The 22701-nt window shown below is 74.2% G+C and carries 25 protein-coding genes and 3 tRNA genes; 6 read left to right on the top strand and 22 right to left on the bottom strand.

Going from position 1 to position 22701, the window contains the following annotated elements:
* Positions 1-14 precede the first annotated feature (14 nt).
* Positions 15-2711: a bifunctional acetate--CoA ligase family protein/GNAT family N-acetyltransferase gene (locus GH723_RS08220; protein ID WP_153759197.1), complete on the bottom strand. Its 2697-nt coding sequence runs from the start codon at positions 2709-2711 to the stop codon at positions 15-17.
* 69 nt (positions 2712-2780) lie between these two features.
* On the opposite strand from GH723_RS08220, the gene GH723_RS08215 reads away from it, so the two are divergent.
* From GH723_RS08215 to GH723_RS08200, 4 genes are all read left to right on the top strand, one after another.
* A complete protein-coding gene (locus tag GH723_RS08215; RefSeq protein WP_229023181.1) occupies positions 2781-4472 on the top strand; it encodes a DUF885 domain-containing protein in 1692 nt (563 codons plus the stop codon).
* A 106-nt stretch (positions 4473-4578) separates the two neighbouring features.
* Entirely contained in the window at positions 4579-4872 is a 294-nt protein-coding gene (locus tag GH723_RS08210) for an HU family DNA-binding protein (RefSeq protein ID WP_229023180.1), read from the top strand.
* A gap of 31 nt (positions 4873-4903) precedes the next feature.
* The gene (locus GH723_RS08205; RefSeq protein ID WP_229023178.1) at positions 4904-6136 is read left to right on the top strand and encodes an MFS transporter; all 1233 of its coding nucleotides are present in this window, start codon (positions 4904-4906) and stop codon (positions 6134-6136) included.
* Between the two features lie 78 nt (positions 6137-6214).
* Positions 6215-6874, top strand: coding sequence for a flagellar brake protein (locus GH723_RS08200; protein WP_153759195.1), 660 nt, complete (start codon positions 6215-6217; stop codon positions 6872-6874).
* A gap of 635 nt (positions 6875-7509) precedes the next feature.
* Here the strand turns inward: GH723_RS08200 and GH723_RS08195 are convergent.
* From GH723_RS08195 to GH723_RS08175, 5 genes are all read right to left on the bottom strand, one after another.
* Positions 7510-8217 carry a DUF4328 domain-containing protein gene (locus GH723_RS08195; protein WP_153759194.1) on the bottom strand — a complete coding sequence of 236 codons (708 nt, stop codon included), beginning with the start codon at positions 8215-8217 and terminating at the stop codon, positions 7510-7512.
* A 23-nt stretch (positions 8218-8240) separates the two neighbouring features.
* A tRNA-Val gene (locus GH723_RS08190) sits at positions 8241-8314 on the bottom strand.
* A 60-nt stretch (positions 8315-8374) separates the two neighbouring features.
* On the bottom strand, positions 8375-9163 hold the full coding sequence (locus tag GH723_RS08185; RefSeq protein WP_153759193.1) for a hypothetical protein: 789 nt from the start codon (positions 9161-9163) through the stop codon (positions 8375-8377).
* A 1-nt stretch (position 9164) separates the two neighbouring features.
* Entirely contained in the window at positions 9165-9956 is a 792-nt protein-coding gene (locus GH723_RS08180; protein ID WP_153759192.1) for an enoyl-CoA hydratase/isomerase family protein, read from the bottom strand.
* Positions 9957-10018: 62 nt separating this feature from the next.
* Positions 10019-10093 (bottom strand) — tRNA-Cys (locus GH723_RS08175).
* Between the two features lie 61 nt (positions 10094-10154).
* Here GH723_RS08175 and GH723_RS08170 point away from each other — a divergent pair.
* Positions 10155-10841: a dienelactone hydrolase family protein gene (locus GH723_RS08170; RefSeq protein ID WP_153759191.1), complete on the top strand. Its 687-nt coding sequence runs from the start codon at positions 10155-10157 to the stop codon at positions 10839-10841.
* Here the strand turns inward: GH723_RS08170 and GH723_RS08165 are convergent.
* The 16 genes from GH723_RS08165 to GH723_RS08090 form a co-directional block, all read right to left on the bottom strand.
* Positions 10838-11470 (bottom strand): MSMEG_1061 family FMN-dependent PPOX-type flavoprotein, encoded by a 633-nt coding sequence (locus GH723_RS08165; RefSeq protein ID WP_153759190.1) that lies wholly within the window; start codon positions 11468-11470, stop codon positions 10838-10840. The two genes, GH723_RS08170 and GH723_RS08165, sit on opposite strands and share 4 nt — an antisense overlap.
* Before the next feature lie 26 nt (positions 11471-11496).
* A complete protein-coding gene (locus GH723_RS08160) occupies positions 11497-12372 on the bottom strand; it encodes a YihY/virulence factor BrkB family protein (protein ID WP_153759189.1) in 876 nt (291 codons plus the stop codon).
* 42 nt (positions 12373-12414) lie between these two features.
* The gene (locus GH723_RS08155; RefSeq protein ID WP_153759188.1) at positions 12415-13428 is read right to left on the bottom strand and encodes a YihY/virulence factor BrkB family protein; all 1014 of its coding nucleotides are present in this window, start codon (positions 13426-13428) and stop codon (positions 12415-12417) included.
* Between the two features lie 3 nt (positions 13429-13431).
* The gene (locus tag GH723_RS08150) at positions 13432-14001 is read right to left on the bottom strand and encodes a DUF3618 domain-containing protein (protein ID WP_153759187.1); all 570 of its coding nucleotides are present in this window, start codon (positions 13999-14001) and stop codon (positions 13432-13434) included.
* Positions 13977-14414, bottom strand: a complete 438-nt coding sequence (locus GH723_RS08145) for a phage holin family protein (RefSeq protein WP_153759186.1) — start codon at positions 14412-14414, stop codon at positions 13977-13979. Before GH723_RS08145 ends, GH723_RS08150 begins: the two co-directional genes overlap by 25 nt.
* A complete protein-coding gene (locus tag GH723_RS08140) occupies positions 14411-15076 on the bottom strand; it encodes a hypothetical protein (RefSeq protein WP_153759185.1) in 666 nt (221 codons plus the stop codon). The genes GH723_RS08145 and GH723_RS08140 overlap by 4 nt, the downstream gene beginning before the upstream one ends.
* 178 nt (positions 15077-15254) lie before the next feature.
* Positions 15255-15479, bottom strand: a complete 225-nt coding sequence (locus tag GH723_RS08135; protein ID WP_153759184.1) for a hypothetical protein — start codon at positions 15477-15479, stop codon at positions 15255-15257.
* A gap of 75 nt (positions 15480-15554) precedes the next feature.
* Positions 15555-16652: a hypothetical protein gene (locus GH723_RS08130; RefSeq protein WP_153759183.1), complete on the bottom strand. Its 1098-nt coding sequence runs from the start codon at positions 16650-16652 to the stop codon at positions 15555-15557.
* On the bottom strand, positions 16649-17104 hold the full coding sequence (locus GH723_RS08125; protein ID WP_153759182.1) for an RNA polymerase sigma factor: 456 nt from the start codon (positions 17102-17104) through the stop codon (positions 16649-16651). Before GH723_RS08125 ends, GH723_RS08130 begins: the two co-directional genes overlap by 4 nt.
* Before the next feature lie 94 nt (positions 17105-17198).
* Positions 17199-17274, bottom strand: a tRNA-Gly gene (locus GH723_RS08120).
* Between the two features lie 77 nt (positions 17275-17351).
* Positions 17352-17696, bottom strand: a complete 345-nt coding sequence (locus GH723_RS18475; protein WP_195210604.1) for a hypothetical protein — start codon at positions 17694-17696, stop codon at positions 17352-17354.
* An 857-nt stretch (positions 17697-18553) separates the two neighbouring features.
* Positions 18554-18781, bottom strand: a complete 228-nt coding sequence (locus tag GH723_RS08110) for a hypothetical protein (protein WP_153759181.1) — start codon at positions 18779-18781, stop codon at positions 18554-18556.
* Positions 18751-19302, bottom strand: coding sequence for a hypothetical protein (locus GH723_RS08105; protein WP_153759180.1), 552 nt, complete (start codon positions 19300-19302; stop codon positions 18751-18753). Before GH723_RS08105 ends, GH723_RS08110 begins: the two co-directional genes overlap by 31 nt.
* A 53-nt stretch (positions 19303-19355) precedes the next feature.
* On the bottom strand, positions 19356-20132 hold the full coding sequence (locus GH723_RS08100; RefSeq protein ID WP_153759179.1) for a DNA-formamidopyrimidine glycosylase family protein: 777 nt from the start codon (positions 20130-20132) through the stop codon (positions 19356-19358).
* A gap of 6 nt (positions 20133-20138) precedes the next feature.
* On the bottom strand, positions 20139-21323 hold the full coding sequence (locus GH723_RS08095) for a D-arabinono-1,4-lactone oxidase (RefSeq protein WP_153759178.1): 1185 nt from the start codon (positions 21321-21323) through the stop codon (positions 20139-20141).
* 10 nt (positions 21324-21333) lie between these two features.
* On the bottom strand, positions 21334-21624 hold the full coding sequence (locus GH723_RS08090; protein ID WP_153759177.1) for a hypothetical protein: 291 nt from the start codon (positions 21622-21624) through the stop codon (positions 21334-21336).
* Between the two features lie 19 nt (positions 21625-21643).
* Between GH723_RS08090 and GH723_RS08085 the strand changes: the two genes are divergently transcribed.
* Positions 21644-22690: a helix-turn-helix domain-containing protein gene (locus GH723_RS08085; protein WP_153759176.1), complete on the top strand. Its 1047-nt coding sequence runs from the start codon at positions 21644-21646 to the stop codon at positions 22688-22690.
* The last annotated feature ends 11 nt before the right edge of the window (positions 22691-22701 follow it).

Here is a 22701-nt window from a genome sequence, read left to right as displayed (position 1 = left end):
CGACCGACGGGCGGTCAGTCCTCCTCGATGCGACGGACGGCGTGCTCGTCGGCCGTCCACCGGGCGATCCGCACGCGCACCTCGGTGACGGCGGCCCCCGACGCGGAGACGATCACCGGGTTGAGCCGCAGGTCGGCGACCTCCGGCACGGCTTCGGCCAGCGCGGAGATCCGCAGCAGCAGCTCGCACAGGTGGGCACGCTCCGGAGACCCGTCGGGCAGGAGCGCCCCGATGCGCGACGAGTCGATGAGCGTGGCCGCGTCGACGTCGGTGAGCGGGAGGAACCGCAGCGAGTCGAACCCGACCTGGTCGACGACGACCCCGCCCACACCGATCGAGATCACCGATCCGACCGCGGCGTTCTGCACCAGCCGGATGGCGACGTCGAGCCCGGTGGGCACCATGGGCTGTACCACGGCCGGGCGCATGGCGTCGCCGAGGTGGTCGACCATCCGCTCGTAGGACTGGCGCACCTCGTCGTCGCGGTGGAGGTCGACCGCGAGGCCGCCCGTCTCGGTCTTGCTGAGGCGCTCGAGACCGGTGGCCTTCAGCACGACCGGCAGGCCGATCTGGTGCGCGGCGGCCACCGCGGCGTCCTCGTCGTCGACGAGGTGGGTCGGGATGAGGCGGATCCCGTAGGTGGCGACGAGCTGCATCGCGGTCTCGTGGTCGAGGACCGTCGTGGCCTCGGTGGCGAGCTCACGGGCGACGATCTCGTGCGCGAGCTCGGGATCGGCGTCCTCGATCTCGGGGATGCGACCCTCCTGCTCGATGAGCCACGAGCGGTACTGGGCCACCCGGCCGAGGGCGCGGGCCGCCTCCTCGGGGAACCCGTAGAGCGGCACGGGCAGGTCCGCGGCCACTCCCCCACGTCGGGCGTCGGCGCCGAGCACGACGGCCAGGACCGGCTTGTCGGCCCCGTCCGCCGCGGCGGCGATCGACATCGCGACCTGGTCGGTGCGGGCGAGCAGCGGCGGGGCGAAGATCGCGATGACCGAGTCCACCCCCGGGTCGGCGAGCACCCGTCGCAGCGTCGACTCGTAGTGGCTCGGGCCGGCGGCGTGGGTGAGGTCGAGCGGGTTGGCGACATGGGTCGCGATCGGGACCGCCGCCTGGATCGCCTGGCGCGTCTCCTCCTGGAGCACGGCGGGCTGGAGCCCCGCACCGCGGCAGGCGTCGACCGCCAGGCGGGCCGGGCCGCTCGAGTTCGACACGATCGCGACGCGCGGGCCGCGCGGCAGCGGCTGGCTGAGCAGCACCCGGGTGACGTCGAACAGCGCGGTGAGCGTCGAGACGCGGATGACGCCGGACTGGCGGAGCAGCGCGTCGAGCGTGGCGTCGGGCGGCAGGTCGAGCTCGCCGGCGGTGTCGAGGCGGGCGCCGGTGCTCGTGACGCTGACGATCGGCTTGGAGCGCCCCACGCGGCGGGCGATGCGGGTGAACTTCCTCAGGTTGCCGAACGACTCGAGGTACAGCAGCACCGCGTCGGTGCGCTCGTCCTGCTCCCAGAACTGGAGGAGGTCGTTCAGCGAGACGTCGGCCTTGTTGCCGAGCGAGAGGAAGCTCGACAGGCCGAGGCCCAGCTCGTGCATGTTCTCGACGATGGCGGTGCCGAGGGTGCCGGACTGCGACAGGAACGCCAGGCCGCCCGGCGTCGGCGTGATGGGGGCGAACGTGGCGCGCAGCGACACGAGGGGCGCGGTGTTGACCACCCCCATGCAGTTCGGCCCGACGAGGCGCATGCCGTTCCCCCGCGCCACCTCGACGACCCGCCGCTGGAGCTCCGCGCCCTCGGGCCCGGTCTCGGCGAAGCCGGCGGAGATGACGACCAGACCCTTCACGCCCTTCTCCGCGCACTGCTCGACGACGGCCAGCACCTCCGGCCCGGGCACGGCGACGACGGCGAGGTCGACCTCGTCGGGGATGTCGAGGATCGTCGGGTAGGTACGCACGCTGAGCACGTAGGGCGCCGAGGCGTTGACGGGGTACGCGGGTCCGTTGAAGCCCCCGGCCAGGACGTTCCGGAACGCCTCGTGGCCGAGCCCGCCACGCTGGCGACCGGCACCGATGACGGCGACCGAGCGGGGCGACAGCAGCCGCAGGATCGACCGGGCCTCGGCGCGTCGCTCGCGGTCCTCGATGGCGGCCAGGGCCTCGCGGCTCTCCTCGATGCCGAGCAGGACCTCGATGACGCCTTCGCTGAAGCGGGTGGAGACCGTGAACCCCGCCTGCTTGAACACGCCGAGCATCTTGCGGTTCTGGGGCAGCGTCGTCGCCGTGAACGTCGTGATGCCGTGCTCCCGGGCCACCGCCGCGAGGTACTCGAGGAGGAGCGTCGCCAAGCCGCGGCCGTGGTGGTGGTCGTCGGTGATGAACGCGACCTCGGCCCGGGGCGTCTCGGGCTCGCGGTCGTAGCGGGCCACGCCGATCATCTCGTCGCCCAGGACCGCGACGAACGCCATGCGGTCGACGTAGTCGATGTGGGTGAACCGCTCGACCTCGCGCGGCGACAACCGGGGGCGGGCGGAGAAGAAGCGCAGGTAGATGCTCTCCGGCGACTGGCGGTTGTGGAACGCCACCAGCCGGTCGGCGTCGTCGGGCCGGATCGGCCGCACGTGCACGGTGGCGCCGTCGGCGAGGAGCACGTCGGCCTCCCACTGCCGCGGGTAGCCGTCGGGCGGGACCACCGTGGGGTCGTCGGCGGAGGCCATCTCCCGGAGGCTAACCCCGGGCGGGCCCTACGCTCGACGCACCCGATCGCCGCCAGCCGAGGAGCACCCGTGACCGACACGCCGCACCCGAGCGCCGAGCTCGACCGCATCGCCGCCGAGTACTGGGACCTGACGATGGCGACCCAGCCGACGTCGGCGACGATCCTCGGCGACCACCGCTTCGACGACCGCATCGAGGACCACTCCGAGGCGGGCGAGCAGGCGGTGCGAGACGGGCTCGACGGTCTGCGACGACGTCTCGCCGGCATCGACGGCTCGGTGCTCACCGCCGAGGACGTCGTCACCGCCAGCCTGCTCCGCACCGAGCTCGACGACCGGATCCGCCAGATCGACCTCCGCCTCAGCGAGCTGAGCAGCGACCAGATGGACGGGCCCCACCTCCTCTACCTGATGAGCGCCCCGCAGCTGGCGGCCGAGAGCGTCGAGCAGGCCCGGGCACTCACCGCCCGCTTCGCCCAGATGGGCACGGCGCTCGGGGCGGTCGCGGACCGCTGGCGTGCCGGCGTGGCGAGCGGCCGGACGCCGGCGCGCCTGTGCGTGGCCCGGTCGCTGAGCAGCGTCGACGGCTACCTCGGGTCCTCGCTCGACGACGACCTGTTCGCCAACATCAGCGGACCCGACGACGACGGGTGGCGCGACGAGCTGCGGGAGGTCGTGCGCCGCCACGTCCGCCCCGCCTACGAGCAGCTGCGCGCCGTGCTCGCCGACGAGCTCCTGCCCGTCGCGCGACCCGACGACCGGGCCGGGCTGTGCTGGCTCGACGACGGCGAGGAGATCTACGCCGAGCTGGTGCGGATGCACACCTCGATCGCGATCACCCCCGACGAGCTGCACGCCATCGGCGTCGAGCGCGTCGAGCACCTGCTCCCCGACGAGTACCGCGCGATCGGCCAGAGCGCGCTCGGCACCGACGACGTGGCCGAGATCCACCGGCGCATCCGCGAGGACCGGGACCTGCGGTTCCGCTCCGAGGACGAGATCGTCGAGCTGGCCGAGGCGACGGTGGCCCGCGCCGCGGCGGTGATGGGCGCCTGGTTCGGGCGCGTGCCACGGGCCGCCTGCCGCGTGGAGCCGGTGCCGCCGATCCTGGCCGAGGACGCTCCCGGCGCCTACTACTTCCCGCCCACCGAGGACGGTTCCCGACCCGGCACCTACTTCATCAACCGGCGCAACGCCACGGACCAGAGCCGGGTCGAGGCCGAGTCCGTCGCCTTCCACGAGGCGATCCCCGGCCACCACCTCCAGCTGGCGATCGCCAGCGAGCTCGAGGGCCTGCCGGCGTTCCGGCGCCACGGCGGGTCGACGGCGTACCTCGAGGGCTGGGGCCTCTACGCCGAGCGGCTGGCCGACGAGATGGGCCTGTACAGCGACGACGTCACCCGGCTCGGCATGCTCGCCGGCGACTCGTGGCGCTCGGGTCGGCTGGTCGTCGACACCGGCCTCCACGCGCTCGGCTGGAGCCGCCAGCGGGCCCGGGACTACCTGTGGGACAACGCGCCGGTCGGCGTGGACGAGCTCGAGGCGGAGATCGACCGCTACGTCGCCATCCCGGGCCAGGCCGTCGCGTACACGACCGGCCAGCGCGAGATCGTGCGGCTGCGCCGCGACGCCGAGCAGCGCCTCGGCGACCGCTTCGACCTCCCGGCGTTCCACGACGTCGTGCTCGGCTCGGGCGGCATCACGCTGCCGGTGCTCGCCGACCTCGTCGACCGGTGGGTGGCCGACCGGCTCTCGGCCTGATGCCCGTTGGGGTTCCGCGCGCCGAGAGTCCACCGCGCGCGCCGCGATGCCTGACAAACTCACGCGCCTGACCCCTGTCAACCGATCCCAATGGAGGGACCCCTCAGTGGCCACCAAGTCAGAGCTCATCTCCAGCGTCGCCGACCGTGCCGGCGTCTCCAAGGCCCAGGCCGAGTCGGTGCTCGGCGCCTTCTTCGACTACACCGCCGAGTCGGTCAAGGCGGGCGAGAAGGTCAGCTGGCCGGGCTTCGGTGCCTTCAGCATGAGCGAGCGTGCCCCCCGCACCGGCCGCAACCCCCAGACGGGCGAGGCCGTGAAGATCGGCAAGTCCCGCTCGATCAAGCTGAGCACCTCCGCCCCGATGAAGGAGTGGCTGCTCGGCAAGACCAAGAAGCGCTAAGCGGTCCCCACCGACCGCGCACGGCTCGTCCGTGACGGAGCCCCGGCCACCCGACGGTGCCGGGGCTCCGTCGCGCCCGGACGACCCGACGCTGCGCTCCCTCGTCGTCACCGTCTACCTCCCCGCCCTGCTCTTCGCCGTGGGCCAGGGGGCCGTGATCCCCGTCGTCGCGCTCACCGCCACCGATCTGGGGGCCACGGCGGCGATGGCCACGGTCGTGGTGGCGCTGCGCGGCATCGGCACCATGGTGTTCGACGTGCCCGCGGGATCGCTCGTCGGACGCATCGGCGAGCGCCGCGCGATGGCGGCGGCCACGGCGCTCCTCGCGGTCGCCCTCGTCGGCTGCATCCTCAGCCCGAACGCCTACGTCTTCGCCGCCTGCATGTTCGTCATGGGATGCGGCTGGGCCGTGTGGCTCCTCGCCCGGCTGAGCTACGTCAGCGAGGTCATGCCCATGCACCTGCGCGGGCGGGCGCTGTCGACGCTCGGGGGCGTGCAGCGCATCGGCAACTTCATCGGTCCGCTCGTCGGAGCCGGAGCGATCGCGCTCGGCGGGCTCGACGGGGCGTACCTGGTCCACATCGTGCTCGCCGTGGCCGGCTGGCTCGTCCTCGTCTCGGTCCCCGACCCCCACGCCACGTCGGTGCCCCCGCACGCCCACCTGCCGGTGGCCCAGGTCGTCCGGTCGCATCGCCACGTCTTCGCCACCGCCGGCGTCGCCGCGGCGTGCCTCGGCGTCCTGCGCGTCTCCCGGATCGCGATCGTCCCCCTGTGGGGCGAGCGCATCGGCCTCGACGCGGCCCAGGTCAGCCTCATCTTCAGCTTCTCCTCCGCCGTCGACATGACGCTCTTCTACCCGGTGGGCCTGGCGTCGGATCGGTTCGGGCGCCGCGCCGTCGCCGTCCCGTGCCTGGTGCTCCTGGCCCTCGGCTTCGCGTGGGTGCCGTTCACGGACTCCGTCGCCACGCTGGCCGCCGCCGGGGTGCTGATGGGCATCGGCAACGGACTCGGCAGCGGCATCGTGATGACGCTCGGCGCCGACTACGCGCCGCCGGGGGCACGCGCGTCCTTCCTCGGCGTGTGGCGGCTGGTGTCCGACGTCGGCCAGGCCGGTGGCCCGCTCGTGGCCGCGGCCACCATCGGTCTCGTGGGCCTCGGGGCCTCCTCGGGGGTGGTCGCGGCGCTCGGCGTGGCCGGTGCGGGGATCTTCCTCGTCGCCCTCCCTCCGGCCCACGACGACCCAGAACAGGCCGAACGGACGTGATCCGGCGCGGCCCCTCATCTCGGGACCGAGCGGGCCGACCGAGGGCGTACCGGGACCTCCCTGCCGCACGGACGCGCCATGACCGAGACCACGATCGTCTTCCGACCCGACATGAAGACCGTCCTCCACGAGGTCGACGGTCGGCCCGCCAACGTCTCGGGCCAGACGATCGACATCGGGAAGAGCGGGCTCAACGCCATGCTCGAGGTCTACGACGACTCCGACCTCCGGGTCGGCGCCAAGGTGCGGGTCAGCTACGTCGAGCCCTCGGGCGTCCACACCTTCGACTCGGTCATCACCGCCTCGGACCCGCTGGCGCTCAACCACCGCAAGGTGCGGGTCACGATCGCCTCGCCGGGACGGGCGGAGCGCATCCAGCGGCGGGAGCACGTGCGGGTGGCGATCGACCTCGTCGCGTCGGTCGAGCGGGTCGAGAAGGACCAGCAGACGATGTGCCGCACGATCGACCTCAGCGCCGGCGGCGTGGCGCTGGCGTGGCCGGCCGAGGACCCGGTGCCCCCGATCGACGAGGTGGTCCAGGTGCGTTTCCGGTCGGAGCGGTTCTCCCACGACCACCTGGGCGTGGTGCTCGGCTCCCACACCTCGGGCGACACCCTGGTGGTGCGCCTGCGGTTCACCGCCCTCTCCCCGGCCGAGCGGGACCGGCTGGTCAGCGTGGTGTTCGCCGCCCAGCGCGACGAGCTGAAGCGCCAGCGCGAGGCCGCCCGGGTCCGCTGAGGCCATGATGGCCGGGTGCTGCGTCGCGTCGTCGCCTCCCGTCTCCACCTGACCCCACGCGCCGCTGCGGTGGGGCAGGGTGGGCTCCTCGTCGCCCTCGGGGCGGCGTCGGGCCGGGCGGCATCGGGCCGCCGGGGCGCCGGCGCGATCGGCGGTCTCCTCGTGGCGGCCGTCGCGCTCCCCTACGCCGTCGTCGTCGCCCGCCACGCCCCCTACGCCGACGATCCGGTCGGACGTCGCCGCTGGCTCGTCGACAGCACGTGGAGCGCGCCGAACACGATCGCCGGCGCCGCGTTCCTGCTGCACCAACTGGCCCGTGGCAACCGTGGCCTGCCGGGGCGCAGCCGGGGCTCCGGCTCGATCTGGCTCGAGCGCCAGGCGATCGCAGGCTTCGCGACGACGGTCGGGGTGGTGAAGGCGGGGAGCAACGACCGCGTCGATGCCCACGAGGACGTCCACGTGCTCCAGGCCCGCCTGCTCGGGCCGCTCTACCTCCCCCTCGTCGGGCTCGACTACGCCCTGGCCACCGTGCTGCCGTTCTGGCTGCTCGGGCGCCGAGACGGCCCACCCATCCGCTCGGTGCGGGACTACTTCCTACGCGGCGTCTACCGCGAGGTGTGGCACGAGCGCTGGGCCTACGCCGCCTCGTCGTCCGGCGCTGCGCCGCCCGCCGCGACCACCAGCCGGTGGAGTCGGCGCAGGTGGAGCGCACCGGCGGCCCCGGCGACGCCGAGGCCGAACCCGCCGACGATGCGCCAGGTGTAGGCGTCGAGGACCGCGGACCGGTCGATCGACTCGAGCGCGGCCAGGTCGACGGTGCCGTCCCACACGACGGTGGCGACGCCGATGCCGATCGAGCCGACGACCCAGCCGACCCAGAACACGTGGCCGACCCAGGAGAGCGTCCGGCGTGGCCCGCCGGCGGCGTCGAGCGCGACCCGCTCGGACTCCTGGAGGAGCACCTTCGGGATCACGAAGTTCACGACCGGGATGAACCAGCCGATCACCGTCCACCCGGTCCCCCACCGGCTCGGGTGGCTCCGCACCGACGCCAGGTGGCGGTGGGTGTGCCACATCCAGGCGATCGTGGCCACGAGCGCCGCGAACGTGGCGAGGGCCAGGAGGCTCATCGCGCCGGATGCGCCGACCTCCAGCTCCTCCCAGTCGACCGCGTCGGGCCGGGAGCCGCTGGCGACCCACGCGGCGGCCGCGTCGCGCGCCGACAGCGCGGTGAGGGCGGTGGCGACGCCCAAGAGCGCGGTGGCCCACCAGGCCCCCTGCATCCACCGGGCGGAGGAGGCCGACGGTGCCGGGTGCTCGGTGGCCGTCGGTGTGTCGCTCATCGCTCCGGGTGCGTGGTGGAGAGTGGGCGCAACAGGATTCGAACCTGTGACCTCTACCGTGTCGAGGTAGCGCTCTAACCAACTGAGCTATGCGCCCCGGACCCCGCCGTGGCGGGCCGTGGATGCAGCAGCGTAGCAGGCGTTCCCGACGCCGCCGTCACGGCCGGCGCCACGCCGGTGGGTCGGTGCGGTGCGTCGCCGCGGCGACGAGCAGGGCGGCTCCGCCGACCGCGAGGAGCAGCAGGCCCCACGACGGCGACACCGTCGCCAGGCCCTCGGAGACGTCCTCCGCGGTGCCCCCGGCCCGTACGATCCGCGTCCCCTCCACGGCCAGGACCAGCAGCGCCGCGCCCCCGGTCGCGGCGTCCGCCCACCGCAACCAGGTCTCGTGGCGGCCCCGCAGCGCCGCGGCGGCGAGGCCCAGGGCCACGAGGCCGAGCACCAGCGCGGTCCAGCCGGGTCCCAGGGCGCCGTTGGCGTCCCGCCAGCCGACGTGACGGTGCGCCAGGTGGTCCGGGGTGCGCACGGCCCACGGCACCCACGCCGCGAGGACCAGGCTCAGCGCGCCGGTGAGCGCCGCGATGCCGGCGCGACGGTTCTCGGTGCCCGGCGGACGCCCGAAGTAGATCGTCGGCGTCGGGCGGATGGGGCCGCCGACCCGCTCCAGCATCGGCGGGCGCCGACGGCGCGACGGGTGCCCCGGCCCGGGCGGCGGGGCGGGTGCGTCGACATCCGTGGTCGCCCGATCCGCGGCGCGCCGGCGTCGGGTCACACCCGGCACGTCGGGCGGAGCGTCGCCCGGCGCCTCCCCCAGCTCGTCGATGGGCACGTCGAGCACGAAGGCCCCTCCCGGGCCCCGGCGGACGAGCCCCGGCGGGACGGCGTCGGGCGGGTACCAGCGGCCGTCCGGGCCCTGGACCCACCCGCCGGGGTCGACGTCGCTCACGTCAGCTCCCGGTGAAGTTCCCCGGTCGGCGCTCGGTGACCGCCCGGATCCCTTCCGCGGCGTCGGCGGTGCTCGACAGGATCCGCTGCTGCTCGGCCTCGTGCGCCGTGGCGGCGCGCACCCGATCGGCGAGGCCGGCCCGGAGCGTGCGGTTGATCGACCGGAGCGCCAACGGGGCGTTGACGGCGATCTGCGCCGCCAGGTCGACGGCCGTGGCCCGCACGTCGTCGAGGGGCACGCAACGATCGGCCATCCCGAGCGCCGTCGCGGACTCGCCGTCGTACCGGGTGGCGGTCAGGAGGACCTCGGCGGCGCGCGTCGTGCCGAGCACCTCGGGGAGGAGGACGGAGAGCCCGAAGCCCTGGTGCAAGCCGAGTGCCGCGAAGTTCGCGGAGAAGCGGGCCTCGGGGCAGGTGACCCGGAGGTTGGCCGTCATGGCCAGGCCGAGCCCGCCGCCGATGGCCGGCCCGTGGACGGCGGCGACGAACGGCGTCGCCACCTCGCACAGCCGAGCCGCCGCGGCGTACATCCGCTCGGTGACCGACCCGCCGACCGGCTCCGCGCCGCTGCCAGGTCCGAGGGGGCCGTCGTCGCCACCGAAGTTGGCGCCCGCGCAGAACGAGCGGCCCTGGGCGCAGAGGACCGCGGCGCGCACGTGGGCGTCGTCGTCGAACGACTCGAGCGCCTCGGCGACGCCCTCGACGAGGGTCGGGGTGAGGAAGTTGTGCGGCGGGGCCTGCATCTCGATCACGGCGACGTGACCCACCACCTCGATGCCGATCGGAGCAGCCATCGGCCAACCCTAGGTCGGGGCGCGACGTGGGGCCGACCACCGGGGTCGGCCCCACGTTCGAGAGCGCCGGGTCGGATTTGAACCGACGACTGTACGGCTTTGCAGGCCGTTCCCTTGGGCCGCTCGGGCACCGGCGCGGGAGCGGTGGGCGAGCCCACCGGGTGCCCGAGTGTAGGCGCGTGCGCCACACTGGCGGACATGGATGCCGGGGGCCCGACGGGCGACGCGCCGGGGCCGCTGGCGGCGCTCGGGACGATGGCCGCGACGGAGGTCGCGCTCACCGACGCCCTCGACCACATCGAGATGTACACCCGCGAGGGGTTGCTCACGCTCCTCTGGCACGGCGAGGCCGACCGCCGCGACGTGGTGCTGATGGCCGGCGGCGCCATGGGCGGGCTGCTCGGTCCGGGTCGGGGCTTGTACCAGCGCCTCGGCGTCGAGCTCGCGACCCAGGGCCTCGGCGTCATCCGCGTCGGCTACCGGGTGCCGAACGACCTCGACCTGTGCGTCCTCGACGTGCTGGCCGCCGCCGAGCTGGCGGCCCGTCGCGGCGCGCGCCGCTTCGTCACCGTCGGCCACTCGTTCGGCGGCGCGGTCGCGATCCAGGTCGCCGCGGCGCTGGGTGACATGGCCGAGGGCGTCGTCACCGCCTCCACCCAGGCCGGCGGGTGCGAGCCGGGCGAGCTCCTCGGGTGCCCGGTCCTGCACCTCCACGGCGACAGCGATCCGATCCTCCCCCATGCCGCGAGCGAGATGGTGCAGATGCTCACCGGTGGTGAGCTCGTCGTCTACCCGGGGGCGGGCCACGGCCTGGTCGAGGCCGACGCCGAGATCCACGAGCTGCTCGGTCGCTGGATCCCCGAGCGCTTCGCCAGGTCGAGCTAGCCGCCGGGTTCCCACATCGCCGCGGCGTAGCCCCGCTCGAGGTCGTCCTCGATGAGCTGGGGGTCGACCTCGAGCTCCATGTGGTCGCGGAGGATGCAGGCGGCGTTCGGGTGGTCCGCGGGGTCGAGCCAGCTCGACGGATCCCACAGGCCGCTGCGACGGAAGGCCTTCGCGCAGTGGATGTACACCTGCTCGACGTCGATGCCGACCGCGACCTTGGGGGTCCGGCCGTCGATCGCGCACGCCGCCAGCACGTCGGGATCGGTGGTGAGGGTCGCCCGGCCGTTCAGCCGCAGCGTCTCGTCCACCCCGGGGATGGTGAACAGCAGCCCGACCTGCGGCTCGGCGACCAGGTTCGAGAACGAGTCGAGGATGCGGTTGCCGGAGAGGTCGCCGAACGCGACGCGGTGCTCGTCGAGGACGGCCACGAACCCCGGAGGGCCGCCGCGCGGGGACGCATCGGTGCCGGTGGGTGAGGACGTGGCGAGGACGAAGAAGGGCGACGCGGCGATGAAGCCGCGGGCGCCGTCGTCGATGCGGTCGACGATCTTGCGGAGCACGATCTCGGGGGTGTCGCCGTAGCGTTCCCGCAGCTGCTCCTGGGTCGTGATGGCGTGGTCGAACGGCACGTGGCCCCCTCAGGCGATGGACCGGCCTACGGTACGTCGTCCGACGGGGACGACAGGAGGAACTCCCGCTGGCGCTGGGCGTCGCGCGCTTCGTCGACCTCCGCACCGAGCAGCACCGCCATGGCCGACAGCCACAGCCACGTCTGGAAGACCACCACGGCCGCCAGCGATCCGTAGGTCTCGTTGAACGACGCGAAGTTCGCGGCGTAGATCTGGAAGCCGATCGAGGCCAACGTCCACACGGCGATCGCCACCGCCGAGCCCCACGTCCACCACTCCCAGCGGCCCTGGCGGTTCGGCGCCAGGTGGTAGAGCACCGCCAGCCCGAGCGCGAGGCAGGCCGCGAGCACCGGCCACACCGCGAGCCGCAGGAGCGTCGACGCGGGCGAGGGCAGTCCGAGCGCGCGGACGACCGACGGCCAGATCGTGATCGCGGCGAGCGCCACGAGGGCGAAGGCGACCGCCCCGAGGGTCAGCTGGATGGCGAGCCATCGCCGAGCGACGAAGCTCCGCCGGTCCGTGTCGCGGTGGATCTTGTTGACGGCGCCGATCAGGTGGCTCATGCCGGTGGACGCCACCCACAGCGCGACCACGACGGAGATCGCGGCGCCGACGCTCAGCGCCCGCTCGGACGTCGCGGTGATGGAGTCGAGCTGGCTCGACAGCAGGTCGCGGGCGCCAGCGGGCAGCGCGGTGGCGAGCTCGTCGATCCGCCGCTGCATCCGCGCCGGGTCCCCGACCAGCCCCCAGATCGAGACCGTGGCGATGAGCGTCGGGATGATCGAGAGGAACCCGAAGTAGGCGACGCCCGCCGCCGTCAGCGGCAGGTTGTCCCGTTGGACGTCGTGGATCAGGTCCTCGACGATCGCCCGATCGATCCGTCCACCCGCGTCGTGCCCCATGGGCCCATGGTGGCGTCCGAGGGCGAGGACGAGCGAGACGCGTCAGTCGTGGGCGACGTTGTCGGCGACCTCCGCGCCGCGGGCGCCCATCGGCTCATCGGCTCCGGTCGTCGTGTCCCGGGCGGTCTGGAGCTCCATCTCGGCGTTGATCTCGGCGCCGAGCAGCACCGCGATGGCCGACAGCCACAGCCACAGCATCATGATCACCACCGCGCCGAGCGAGCCGTAGGTCTCGTTGTACGAACCGAAGTTCCCGGCGTACACCTGGAAGCCGATCGAGGCGGCGATCCAGACCACGACGGCGATCATCGAGCCCGGCGTCACCCACCGCCACTCGGCGTCCTCGCGATCGGGGCCGAGGCGGTAGAGCAGCGCCAGCGCGGCGGCGAGGGCGACGGCGAGCACCGGCCACACGGCGAGCCGGAGCAGCCACCCGAGGGGTGAGGGCGGCTCGATCGCCGACACCACCGCCGGCCACACGGTGATGGCGGCGATGGCGACGATGCCGAAGACGATGGCCCCGATCGTGAGGCCGATGGCCGTGAGGCGCTTGGCGACGAACCCGCGCTCCTCGTCCTCGTCGTAGACGACGCCGAGGGCGTCCATCAGGTACGCCATGCCCGACGACGCCGCCCACAGCGCACCGGCGAGCGAGATGATCAGGCCGAGGGTGAGCGCACCGCCCGATGTGCTCGTGATCGACTCGAGCTGGTTGACGAGCATGTCCCGCGCCTCTTCGGGCATCGTGCCGGCGACGTCGCGCACCGTGTCCTGCACGGTGTCGGGGTCACCGAAGAGCCCGTAGACCGAGACGAGCGCGACGAGACCAGGGATCACGGCGAGGAAGCCGAAGAACGCGACCCCCGCGGCGGTGAGGGTGACGCGGTCCTCCTTGAACTGCTGCCCGACCCGCCGGGCGACCGCCTTCCAACCGGATGCCGGTATGTCGGTCGGCTGCTCGGCGTTGCGACCGTGGTCGTCACCGCCCGCATCGGCGACGCTGGTGTCGCGCCGCAGGTCGATCGAGCCGGTCGTGGTGTCGCCCGCGCGGGTCATGGGTCAGCTCCCCTCGATGTCGCGTCGCACGTCCTGCGCGGCGTGGGAGGCCTCGTCCCTGACGCGCTCGGCCGAGGCGGTCGCCGTGTCGGTCACCTGCTGGGTGGCGTCGGAGGCCGCCTCCTTCGTGTGGTCGACGGCCTGGTGGGCCTCCTCGCCGACGCGGGAGCGGATCTCCTCGCCGGACTCTGACAGGGCCTGGGTGACGGGCTCCTGCGCCCGTCCCTGCAGGTCGGCCACCGCGCGGCGCTCGGCCCGCGACGACGGGATCACCGAGCCGGCGAGCAGACCGGCGCCGAACGCCACGAGCCCTGCGGCGAGGGGGTTGCCCTGGGTGCCGTGCGCCAGCCGATCGGCCGCCCCGGCGGCGCCGTCGCCGACCCGTCCCGACATGTCGTCGGCGGTGCCCATCACGGTGTCCTTCAGCTCGGTCACCTTCGACCGCACGGCGGGCTGGCGGCGCTGCCAGGCCTCCCGCGGGTCGACCCGGTGCTGGACCTGGTCGAGGGTGCCACCCATCCGCTGGCGGGTGGTGGCGATGTCCTGGGTCAGCTGGTCCGGTGACGCAGCCATGTGACGTCCTCCTTGAGGGTGTCGATCGTGCGGCGGGGCACGGGATCGAAGGCGTTCAGGTTCCGGCGGCCCATGCCGTAGGCGACGGCGGCGCCGAGCGCCCACACGAGGGCGACGATGAGGAAGGCGAGCCAGGTGGGCAGGAGCTCGGCGAGGCCGAACGCCAGCGCGAAGCTGGCGAACAGGATGCCGACGTAGCCGAGGACACCGGCGGCGCCGAAGCCCATGCCGGCCTTCTTCGCGTGGCCCGCGGCCTCGCTGACCTCGGCCTTCGCGAGGTCGAACTCGAGGCGGGCCAGCTGGCGGACCTCCTCACCGAGCTCGCCGGCGAGCGAGGGCAGCGACCGCTCGTCCGTGGCGCGTGGTGCGTCCGGAGGTGGCGGCGCCGCAGCGCGGTCGTCGACGACGGTCATGGCCGCACCCACTCCTGCATGTCGTCCCGCAGCTGGGGTGCATCGGCCGGGCGACGCTCGTAGTCGTCGCGGAGGTCGATGTCCTCCCGACGCCCGCCCGAGTCCTGGCCCTGTCCACGCATCTGGGACCGCCCGTACTCGGTGAGCTGGCCCTCTCCCTGCAGCTGCGGGGTGCCGATCGACCCGCCGTCGCTGCGCTGCGGCGACGAGCTGCCCGGCGCGTTGGCGTGGCGCATGACCCTCGCCAGGGCGAACCCACCGAACGCGGACCCGGCGAGGAACATGCCGGGGTGGCGCCGGGCGAACCTGCGCATCTCGTCGAGTGCGCCATCGACCCCGTCGTCGTCGAGCCGCTGGGCGACGTCGTCGAGGGTGCGCCCGATGCGTCCGACGTAGTCGGAGGCGACGCCGTCGCTCTCGGAGCGGTCGGCCATCGCACGGAGGTCGCCGGCGAGCCGGTGCATCGACTCGGCGACGGAGTGGGTCTGACGGTCTGCTTCGTCGTGGACGACGTGGCGGGCCTCGTCGACGACGTCACGCATGCCCTCCTGGGCCTCGTGGGCGACGTGCGCGACCTGGTCGCGGGCCTCGTGCGCCACGGTCGACGCCTCGCCACGAGCTTCGCCCGCGGCCTCCTTGGCCCGGTCGGTCGTGGCCGTCATCGTGGACCCCTCGTGGCGACGGGGATCGTCGCCTGGAGCGGGGTCGGGACGCAGATGATCGGTGTTGTCCATCGCGGATCTCCTGTGGTCGTCGGTTCCCCGCCGACCCCCGTGCCCTAACCCCCAGGCCGCACCTGAAACGCACGATTGGGCCAGCCACCCCCAGGGGTGGGCCACCTCAGGCCGGTGGGGACGGATCCTCGGTGACCTCCTCCGAGGTGCGCTCCTCGAGGTGGGTGCTCGGAGCGGCGCCGCGATCGGCGGCTCGCTCCTCGGACTCGGTGAGGATGGCCTCCGCCTGCGCCTCGGGGTCGTCGCTGCCGGCGGCCTGCTCCTCGGGCAGCAGCTCCGCCCGGCTGGCCACCGCCTCGTCGGACGGGTCGGGAGTCGTCGCATCGCTCATGGCCCAGGTCTGCCCACCTGCACCTGGTGTCACGCCTGGGTCATCGGTCGATCTCCAGGCTCGTCGCCATCGACCTCACCACCTCCCGGTCCGCACCACCATCGGTGGGTCCGCGAGGCGGATCTCGTGGTCGCGCGGCACCTCGGCCGCCGATGCGGCCCCCGCCTCCACCGGGTCGACGACCCAGAGGTTGCCGACGTGCGGTCCGCCCGGGCCCTCCCGTACGAGGCGGTACGCCCCGGGGTCGAGGGGCGGGACCTCCACGGCGCGTGCGCCGAGCCCCTCTGGCACGGCCACCAAGGGCAGCTGGGCCACCGGCACCCACCCCTCCCCCTCCCACCGCTCGAGCGAGACCTCCTCGTCCATGCCGGCGACGGCCGCCTCGATGTCCTCGGCGGAGAGGTTCCCTCCGTCGTCCGGTGGCACGAGGGCCGAGAGGAGCACCGTCGCACCGCCCGTGGGGACGAACGGAGGCTGGGTGGAGACGGCCACAGCGTCGGTCGGCCACAACGGCACGGGCGGCGGGGCACCTGCCGTGATGCGCAGGATGCCGCTCGCTTCCACCCCCTCGAACGCGGCGTGGGAGATCCGGTACCAACCCGGTTCGAGGCCCGTCACCGAGAAGCGCTCCACCGGCCCAGCGGCCCCGGGGCTCGCCGAGAGACCGATGTCCTCGATGCCCTCCACGGCGCCTGGACGGCGCACCTCTGCGGTGCAGTGCCAGTGATCGAGGCACATGGCCACCTCCCCGAACACGGTCCACCGCGTCCCGTCCCACCGCTCGACCTCGGCGAGGACACCGAACGTGGCATCGAGCTCGTCGTGGGCCCGGAGCGCCGCCACGACCTCGTGGTCGCCAGGGGGCACCTCGGGGGCGCTCAGCCACAGCTCCACGGCGTCGTCGAGAGGAGCGAGCTGGTCCGCGGGCGGCGCTCCCGGGGTGTCGACCGGCGCCGTGGCGACGCGGCTCGTGTCGTCCGCTCGCTGCGCCAGGACCACCGCGACAGCTCCCACGACGACCAGCAGCGCCGCTGCGGCGCTCACCCACGGCACGACCGACCGCCCGCGCGTCACCCGTCGGTCCATCGCCTCGGTCGCAGTGATCGGGGCCACCGGGTCGTCGAGCCGCTCGACGTGCTGACGAAGTCGCTCCTCGATCCCGTTCGTCGTCATGCCTGCTCCTCTCCGAGCTCGTCACGGAGGCGCTCCAGGCCCCGCTGGACGTGCGTGCCGACCGACGACTTCGAGACCTCGAGCGCCTCGGCGACGTCGTCGTAGGACCAGCCGCACCCGTGCACCAGGACCACGGCCGTGCGTTGGCGTTCGGTCAGGGTCCGCAGCGCGCGAACAAGATCGATGCTGTCGGGAGGCGCCGCCTCGGCTCGCGCCGGTAGCAGGCGGATGCGGCGCGCCCGGCTCCGGCTCTGGCCGACCCGGTAGAGGTAGCCGGCGGGGTTCTGCATCCGCCGGACCTCGGCCCAGTGCTCCCACGCCCACGCCAGAGCCTCGGCGGCGGCGTCACGGCCGCGGTCGGCGCCTCGCAGGGCGACCAGTGCTCGGCGCAGGCGGGGCTCGACGTCGCCGACGAAGGCCACGAACTCGTCCTCGTCGGCTCTCACGTCCACGGTGCCCACATCCTCCTAGAGCATCGAGGACGCCTCTGGGACGACGCGGAACCCCGCAACGACGAAACCCCCCGCTGAAGCGGGGGGTTTCGTGTGGAGCGGACGACGGGATTCGAACCCGCGACCCTCACCTTGGCAAGGTGATGCTCTACCAACTGAGCCACGTCCGCGTGGGACTCATGAGTGTAGCAAAGCCCCGACGGGGTCAGAACCGGCCGCCGACGCGAGCGCCGACGGCCGGTCCCCCTCACGCCTGTCCGGTGCGCATCCTCACCCGCTGCGCCATCTCCCGGGCGAGCCCGGTGTCGCTGATCGACTCGATGGTCAGCGGCTCGCCGGCGCCCGAGAACGTGAGCGACGCCGACTTGTCGTCGCCGTAGCCCTGGACCTGCACCGACGGGTCGACCGGGATGGAGCGCACGTCCGGCCGCCACTCGCGGTCGTTGACGACGAGGAACCGTCGGTCGGTGAGCAGCCCCACCGCGCTCTCGCCGAGGTACCGGCCACCGACGAGCTGCTCGACGCGCTCGCCCTCCTCGAGGAGCACCGAGGCGATCTGCGCCGCCGGCTTGGCCGAGCGGCGCGAGAGCATCCCGAGCCGGCCGAGGTTGGCGCCGAGCGCGGCCGGGTCCTCGGCGGTCGGGGCCGGAGGGGGCGGCGGCGTGGCGGGGGCGGCCGGCGGAGGTGCCGCTGCGGGAGGTGGCGGCGCGGCCGCCGGGGACCCGGGAGGCGGAGGAGGCGCCGCAGCGGGTGGGCCCGGCGGAGGCGGTGCCGCAGCGGGCGGCGCAGGCGGCGCGGGCGGCGGCACCGGGGGCGCCGGTGGAGGCGGTGGCGCAGCCGCCGGGGGTGCCGGCGGCGCAGGGGGTGCCGGCGGCGCGGGGGGCGCGGGCGGGGCCGGCGGCGGCCCCACCGGGGGCGGGGGCGCAGCGGGCGGAGGCGGCGGGGCGACGGGCGGCGGCCCCGGCGGCGGCGGGGGCGGCGCGCTCAGGTCGCCAGGCGCCGGCTGCGGCGCCTCCGGCGGTGTCGGCGCGCTGGGCACGCCGAGCGTGCGCTCCTGGGACTCGCTCGACGGGGAGGAACCGGTCGGCTCGCCGGGAACGGTCTCGTCGGGCTGGTGGTCGGGCTCGACGAACGGCGCGGGCGGCTCCGGTGGGGCGGCCGGTGGAGGCGGCGCGACCGGCGGCGGCGGGGGCGTCGGCTCGCTGGGCGGCGGCGGGACCTCCGACGGGCCAGTAGGCGGGGGCGGGGGCGGCGGAGGAGGTGGCGGCACCTCTGAGGGACCCGGCGGCGGGCCCGGCGGAGGCGGCACCTCCGGGCTCGTCGACTCGTCGTTCTCGGGGTCGGACATCGCTCTCACCTCGGGTCGCCGGGCGCGGCATCACCGCCGCTCGGGGCACTGTAGAGCGCGACCGACCTCCGGTGGCCGACCGACGACGACCCGGCCTGCGGCTAGTCCTCGGCGTTGTGCCGCAGATCGATCCGCAGGGTGAGGATGCCGTCCTCGAGGGACGCCTCGGCGTCGCCGATGATGGCGTAGTCCTGGTAGTCGAGCTGGGCCTGGCGCACGAAGCGGGCCCGCTCCTCCCCCGCGATCGGCGGCAACGGTCGGCTCTTCACCGCGTGCGCCCGATCGCGGAAGCGCTGGATCATCTCGTCGAGGTCGAGTCCGTCGGCCATGGGTCCACCGTACCGCCGTCGTCGTCGGACGATCGGCTGGCGGTTCGACGCCGCCGGGCCGGTGCGCCGTCGGCCGCGTCGCGCTCGAGCCGGTGGGCGCTCGGCCGGGAGCGAGCCCCCCGTGAGGCGGACTGACGTCCCGGCGAGGTGTACCACCAGTAGTAGGCGGTGAGACCGCTCAGGAGCACGGCCACGCCGATCAGGGCGAACATGACGAGGCGGACCTTGGCCTCGGCCTCGTCGTCCTCCTCGATCACCTCGTCGTCGTCGGCGACGCCGTCGACCGCACCGTCGTCCTGTGCGGGGTCGGCGGCCTGCGCGGTGGCCCCGTCCGCGACCGCGCTCTCGGCCGGGCCGTCGACGAGCAGCGGGTTCGCCGTGGTGGTCGTGCCGTCCGAGGTGGTGGTCGTCGTCTGCGCCCCGGCAGCCGGCCCGCCGAGGACGAGCGCAGCGGCCAGGACCCCACCTGCGACGACGCGCGTCGCGGCGACGGCGCAGCGGCGGTGGGCGGGGTCGGGCACGGACGGCGATGCTACCGACAACCTCCGGGCGAGCTGCACCACCCCGGCAGGCGTCACACCTGGTGCGCCGGGCAGGACCACGTGGTCCTGCCCCCGATCGTGCGCCGCACCAGCTCGGCGCCGTCGCGGGGGCAGCGTCCGCCTGCGGTGCGCTCGAGGTGCAGGTCGCCGGTGTGGGAACCGCCCCGCTCCCCCAGCTCCGACAGCACCTCGTGCATCGCGGCGTGGAGCGCGGCGAGGTCGTCGCCCTCCACCGCCGACGCGGGACGAGCGGGATCGATGCCCGCTCGCCACAGCGTCTCGTCGGTGAGCAGGTTGCCGAGGCCGGCCACGTGGGCCTGGTCCATCAACCGCGCCTTGACCGCTGCCCGGCTGCCGGCGAGCGCCGCACCCAGCTCGTCGACCGACGCGTCGAGCGCGTCGACGCCGAGTCGCGACTCGTCCGGGTCGAGCTCGACGCCACCGAGGCGTCGGGGGTCGGAGATGGCGAGCGACCCCGACGGGGAGAACCCGAGGCCGAAGCGGTGCCACTCGGGGAGGTCCCGCCCGCTCGAGTACTCGAGCTGGTCGATCGACGCGTCGCCGTCGACGATCAGCCGACCCGTCATCCCGAACCGCAGCCCGAGCACGGGACCGTCGGTGTCGACCAGCAGGAGCTTGCCGATCCGCCGCAGGCCGGTGACGCGGTGCCCGGGCAGCACGGCTCGGAGCTCGTCGGGATCGCCGCGCTTCACGAACCAGGTGTCGGGGGCGTGCACCTCGTCGATGACGCGGCCGACGACGGGCTCGGCCGACCGGCGGTAGCGCTCGACCTCGAGGATCTCGGGCACGGCGGCTCAGCGACCGGCGAGCCGGCGGAGGTGGTCGTTGAGGAAGACCCCGTCGGGATCCGCCGCGTCCCGTGCCGCCCACCACTCGTCCCAGCCGGGGACGAGCGCCGGCAGCTCGGACGGGTCGAGGTAGCTGAGCTTCCCCCAGTGGGGGCGGCCGTCGAAGGCGCGGAAGATCTCCTCGGCGTCCCGGAAGAGCGGCTCGTGGTCGCGGTCGACCGGCTCGTGGATCGACAGCGTGACGGTGGGCCGGCCGTGGGCCGGGCTCATCCAGACGTCGTCGGCGGCCTGGGTGCGGTACTCGATCGGCCAGCGGGTGTCGGGGTGGCGGGTGCGGTACAGCTCGCGCAGCGCCTGGAAGCACGCCGGACCCTTCTCGGCGGGCACCGCGTACTCCATCTCGTTGAACCGGTCGTCGCGGTCGGACGGGTAGATCGCCCAGCTGTCGTCGATGCGCTCGCCGTCGACGTCGGGGAGCTCGTCGGGCTCGGCGTCGGTCTCGTCGAGAGCCTTGCACCACGCCTGGTCACCGCCGGGGAACCAGAAGAACTCGAAGTGGCGGGTGGCGGCGATCAGGTCGTCGAGGCGAGCCAGCGCGTCGTCGACCGGCTCGGCCCACTCGCGCTCGTGCAACCGGTAGGAGGGCCGGACGGCGAGCCGCAGGCGGGTGACGACGCCCGACGCGCCGAGCGACAGCCGGCTCGCACGGAAGAGGTCGGGCTCGTGGTCGGCGTCGCACGACACGACGTCGCCGCTCGCCAGCACGAGGGTCGCACCGACGACCGCGCCGGAGAAGCTCGTGAGCGACGGCCCGGTGCCGTGGGTGCCGGTGCCGCACGCCCCGGCGAGCGCCTGGCGGTCGATGTCGCCCTGGTTGCGCAGGGCGACGCCGTGGGGGTGCAGGAGCGGCCCGACGGCGTGGATCGGCGTGCCGGCCCACAGCTCCGCCTCACCGCTCTCCCCCGCCTCCGGGTCGACGTCGACGACCCCGGTCAGCCCGTCGAGGGCGACGATGGCGTCGTCGGTGGCGACGAGCCGGGTGAAGGAGTGACCTGACCCCGCGATGCGGACGGTGAGACCCCCCGTGGCGGCATCGCGCACCGCGGCGACGACCTCCTCCTCGGAGGACGGACGCACGAGGCGCTCCGGGGTGGATCGGACGAGACCGGACCAGTTGCTCCACTCGGGCATCGATGCATCATCACACGGCGAGATCGGTCCCGTCGTTGCGCCGCCGGGCGTTGCGCCCGGTGCGATGGAGGATGGTGCCGCCGCACCAGCAGCGGAGCGTGACGTCGATGACGCCGTCGCGCTGGGCGATGCCGGTCACGGCCGCGACGGACAGCACCGTGCGGCCTCCGTGGGCGGGGCAGTCGACGACGAACATGGTGGCTCCTCCTCCGAGCTCCCGCGGCTCTCCCATGGGGACGTCGCGGATCACACCGCTGTCATACGACGCCCCGCCGACGCGGTCGATCGGCAGGAACGCCATCATGCGCTAGGTTCCTGCCATGGCTGCCACCGAGGGGCGCCCGCGCCACCGCCACGAGTCCGCCCACGCCCCGAGCGGACCCTCCCACCGCCACCGGGTCGTCGCCGCCGTCTCCCCCGGGGTCAACCTGTTCGAGATGGCGGTCGCCGCCGAGGTGTTCGGTCTCGAGCGACCCGAGGTCGGCGTCGAGTGGTACGACTTCGCCATCGCGACGGCCGACGCCCGGCCGGTGCCCGTCGGCGGCGGTGCCACGCTCACCCCGTCGGCGGCGCTCGACGCCGTCGCCCACGCCGGCACCGTGATCGTCCCCAACGCCTCCCCCGTGGCGCCGGCGACCTCCCCCGCGATGATCGACGCGCTCTGCGACGCCCACGCCCGCGGTGCGCGCATCGTCTCGTTCTGCAGCGGTGCCTTCGCCCTCGCGGAGGCCGGGCTCCTCGACGGCCGCCCCGCCACGACCCACTGGGTCTTCGCCGAGGAGCTCGCCGCCCGGTTCCCCGCCGTCCAGCTGCGCGAGAACGTGCTGTTCGTCGACGACGGCGACGTGCTGACCTCGGCGGGGACCGCCGCCGCCATCGACCTCGCGCTGCACATCGTCCGCCGGGACCACGGCGCCGACGTCGCCAACACCGTCGCGCGCCGGATGGTGGTGCCGCCCCACCGCGACGGCGGGCAGGCCCAGTTCGTCGCCCAGCCCGTCGTCGACGACGGCTGCGATCCCGCCGACGCGCTGGCGCCGGTCCTCGAGTGGGCGCTCGCCCACCTGCGCGACCCGATCACCGTCGACCAGCTCGCCGCCCGCGCGCTGATGAGCCCCCGGACCTTCGCACGCCGCTTCCAGGCATCGGTCGGGACCACGCCGCTGCAGTGGGTGCTGCGCCAGCGGATCCACCGGGCCCAGGAGCTGCTCGAGACCACCGATCTGCCGCTCGACCGGGTGGCCGAGGAGGCCGGGCTCGGGACCGCGGCGAACCTCCGCCTGCACCTGCGTCGCGTGGCCCAGACGTCGCCGAGCGCCTACCGCCGCACCTTCCGCCGCACCCCCGCCGACGCGCCGACCGGCTGAGCGCCCCGCGC

The sequence above is a fragment of the Actinomarinicola tropica genome (genome assembly GCF_009650215.1).
Taxonomy (GTDB): Bacteria; Actinomycetota; Acidimicrobiia; order Acidimicrobiales; family SKKL01; genus Actinomarinicola; species Actinomarinicola tropica.
This window is presented reverse-complemented; position numbering and strand designations above follow the sequence as displayed.

Excerpts from the sequence above, each read along its gene's own strand:
- GH723_RS08220 (WP_153759197.1), bottom strand. The coding sequence starts at position 2,711 with ATGGCCTCCGCCGACGACCCCACGGTGGTCCCGCCCGACGGCTACCCG.
- GH723_RS08200 (WP_153759195.1), top strand. The coding sequence starts at position 6,215 with ATGACCGAGACCACGATCGTCTTCCGACCCGACATGAAGACCGTCCTC.
- GH723_RS08195 (WP_153759194.1), bottom strand. The coding sequence starts at position 8,217 with ATGAGCGACACACCGACGGCCACCGAGCACCCGGCACCGTCGGCCTCC.
- GH723_RS08180 (WP_153759192.1), bottom strand. The coding sequence starts at position 9,956 with ATGGCTGCTCCGATCGGCATCGAGGTGGTGGGTCACGTCGCCGTGATC.
- GH723_RS08170 (WP_153759191.1), top strand. The coding sequence starts at position 10,155 with ATGGATGCCGGGGGCCCGACGGGCGACGCGCCGGGGCCGCTGGCGGCG.
- GH723_RS08160 (WP_153759189.1), bottom strand. The coding sequence starts at position 12,372 with ATGGGGCACGACGCGGGTGGACGGATCGATCGGGCGATCGTCGAGGAC.
- GH723_RS08155 (WP_153759188.1), bottom strand. The coding sequence starts at position 13,428 with ATGACCCGCGCGGGCGACACCACGACCGGCTCGATCGACCTGCGGCGC.
- GH723_RS08150 (WP_153759187.1), bottom strand. The coding sequence starts at position 14,001 with ATGGCTGCGTCACCGGACCAGCTGACCCAGGACATCGCCACCACCCGC.
- GH723_RS08145 (WP_153759186.1), bottom strand. The coding sequence starts at position 14,414 with ATGACCGTCGTCGACGACCGCGCTGCGGCGCCGCCACCTCCGGACGCA.
- GH723_RS08140 (WP_153759185.1), bottom strand. The coding sequence starts at position 15,076 with ATGACGGCCACGACCGACCGGGCCAAGGAGGCCGCGGGCGAAGCTCGT.
- GH723_RS08135 (WP_153759184.1), bottom strand. The coding sequence starts at position 15,479 with ATGAGCGATGCGACGACTCCCGACCCGTCCGACGAGGCGGTGGCCAGC.
- GH723_RS08130 (WP_153759183.1), bottom strand. The coding sequence starts at position 16,652 with ATGACGACGAACGGGATCGAGGAGCGACTTCGTCAGCACGTCGAGCGG.
- GH723_RS18475 (WP_195210604.1), bottom strand. The coding sequence starts at position 17,696 with ATGCTCTCGCGCCGCTCGGCCAAGCCGGCGGCGCAGATCGCCTCGGTG.
- GH723_RS08110 (WP_153759181.1), bottom strand. The coding sequence starts at position 18,781 with ATGGCCGACGGACTCGACCTCGACGAGATGATCCAGCGCTTCCGCGAT.
- GH723_RS08095 (WP_153759178.1), bottom strand. The coding sequence starts at position 21,323 with ATGCCCGAGTGGAGCAACTGGTCCGGTCTCGTCCGATCCACCCCGGAG.
- GH723_RS08090 (WP_153759177.1), bottom strand. The coding sequence starts at position 21,624 with ATGGCGTTCCTGCCGATCGACCGCGTCGGCGGGGCGTCGTATGACAGC.
- GH723_RS08085 (WP_153759176.1), top strand. The coding sequence starts at position 21,644 with ATGGCTGCCACCGAGGGGCGCCCGCGCCACCGCCACGAGTCCGCCCAC.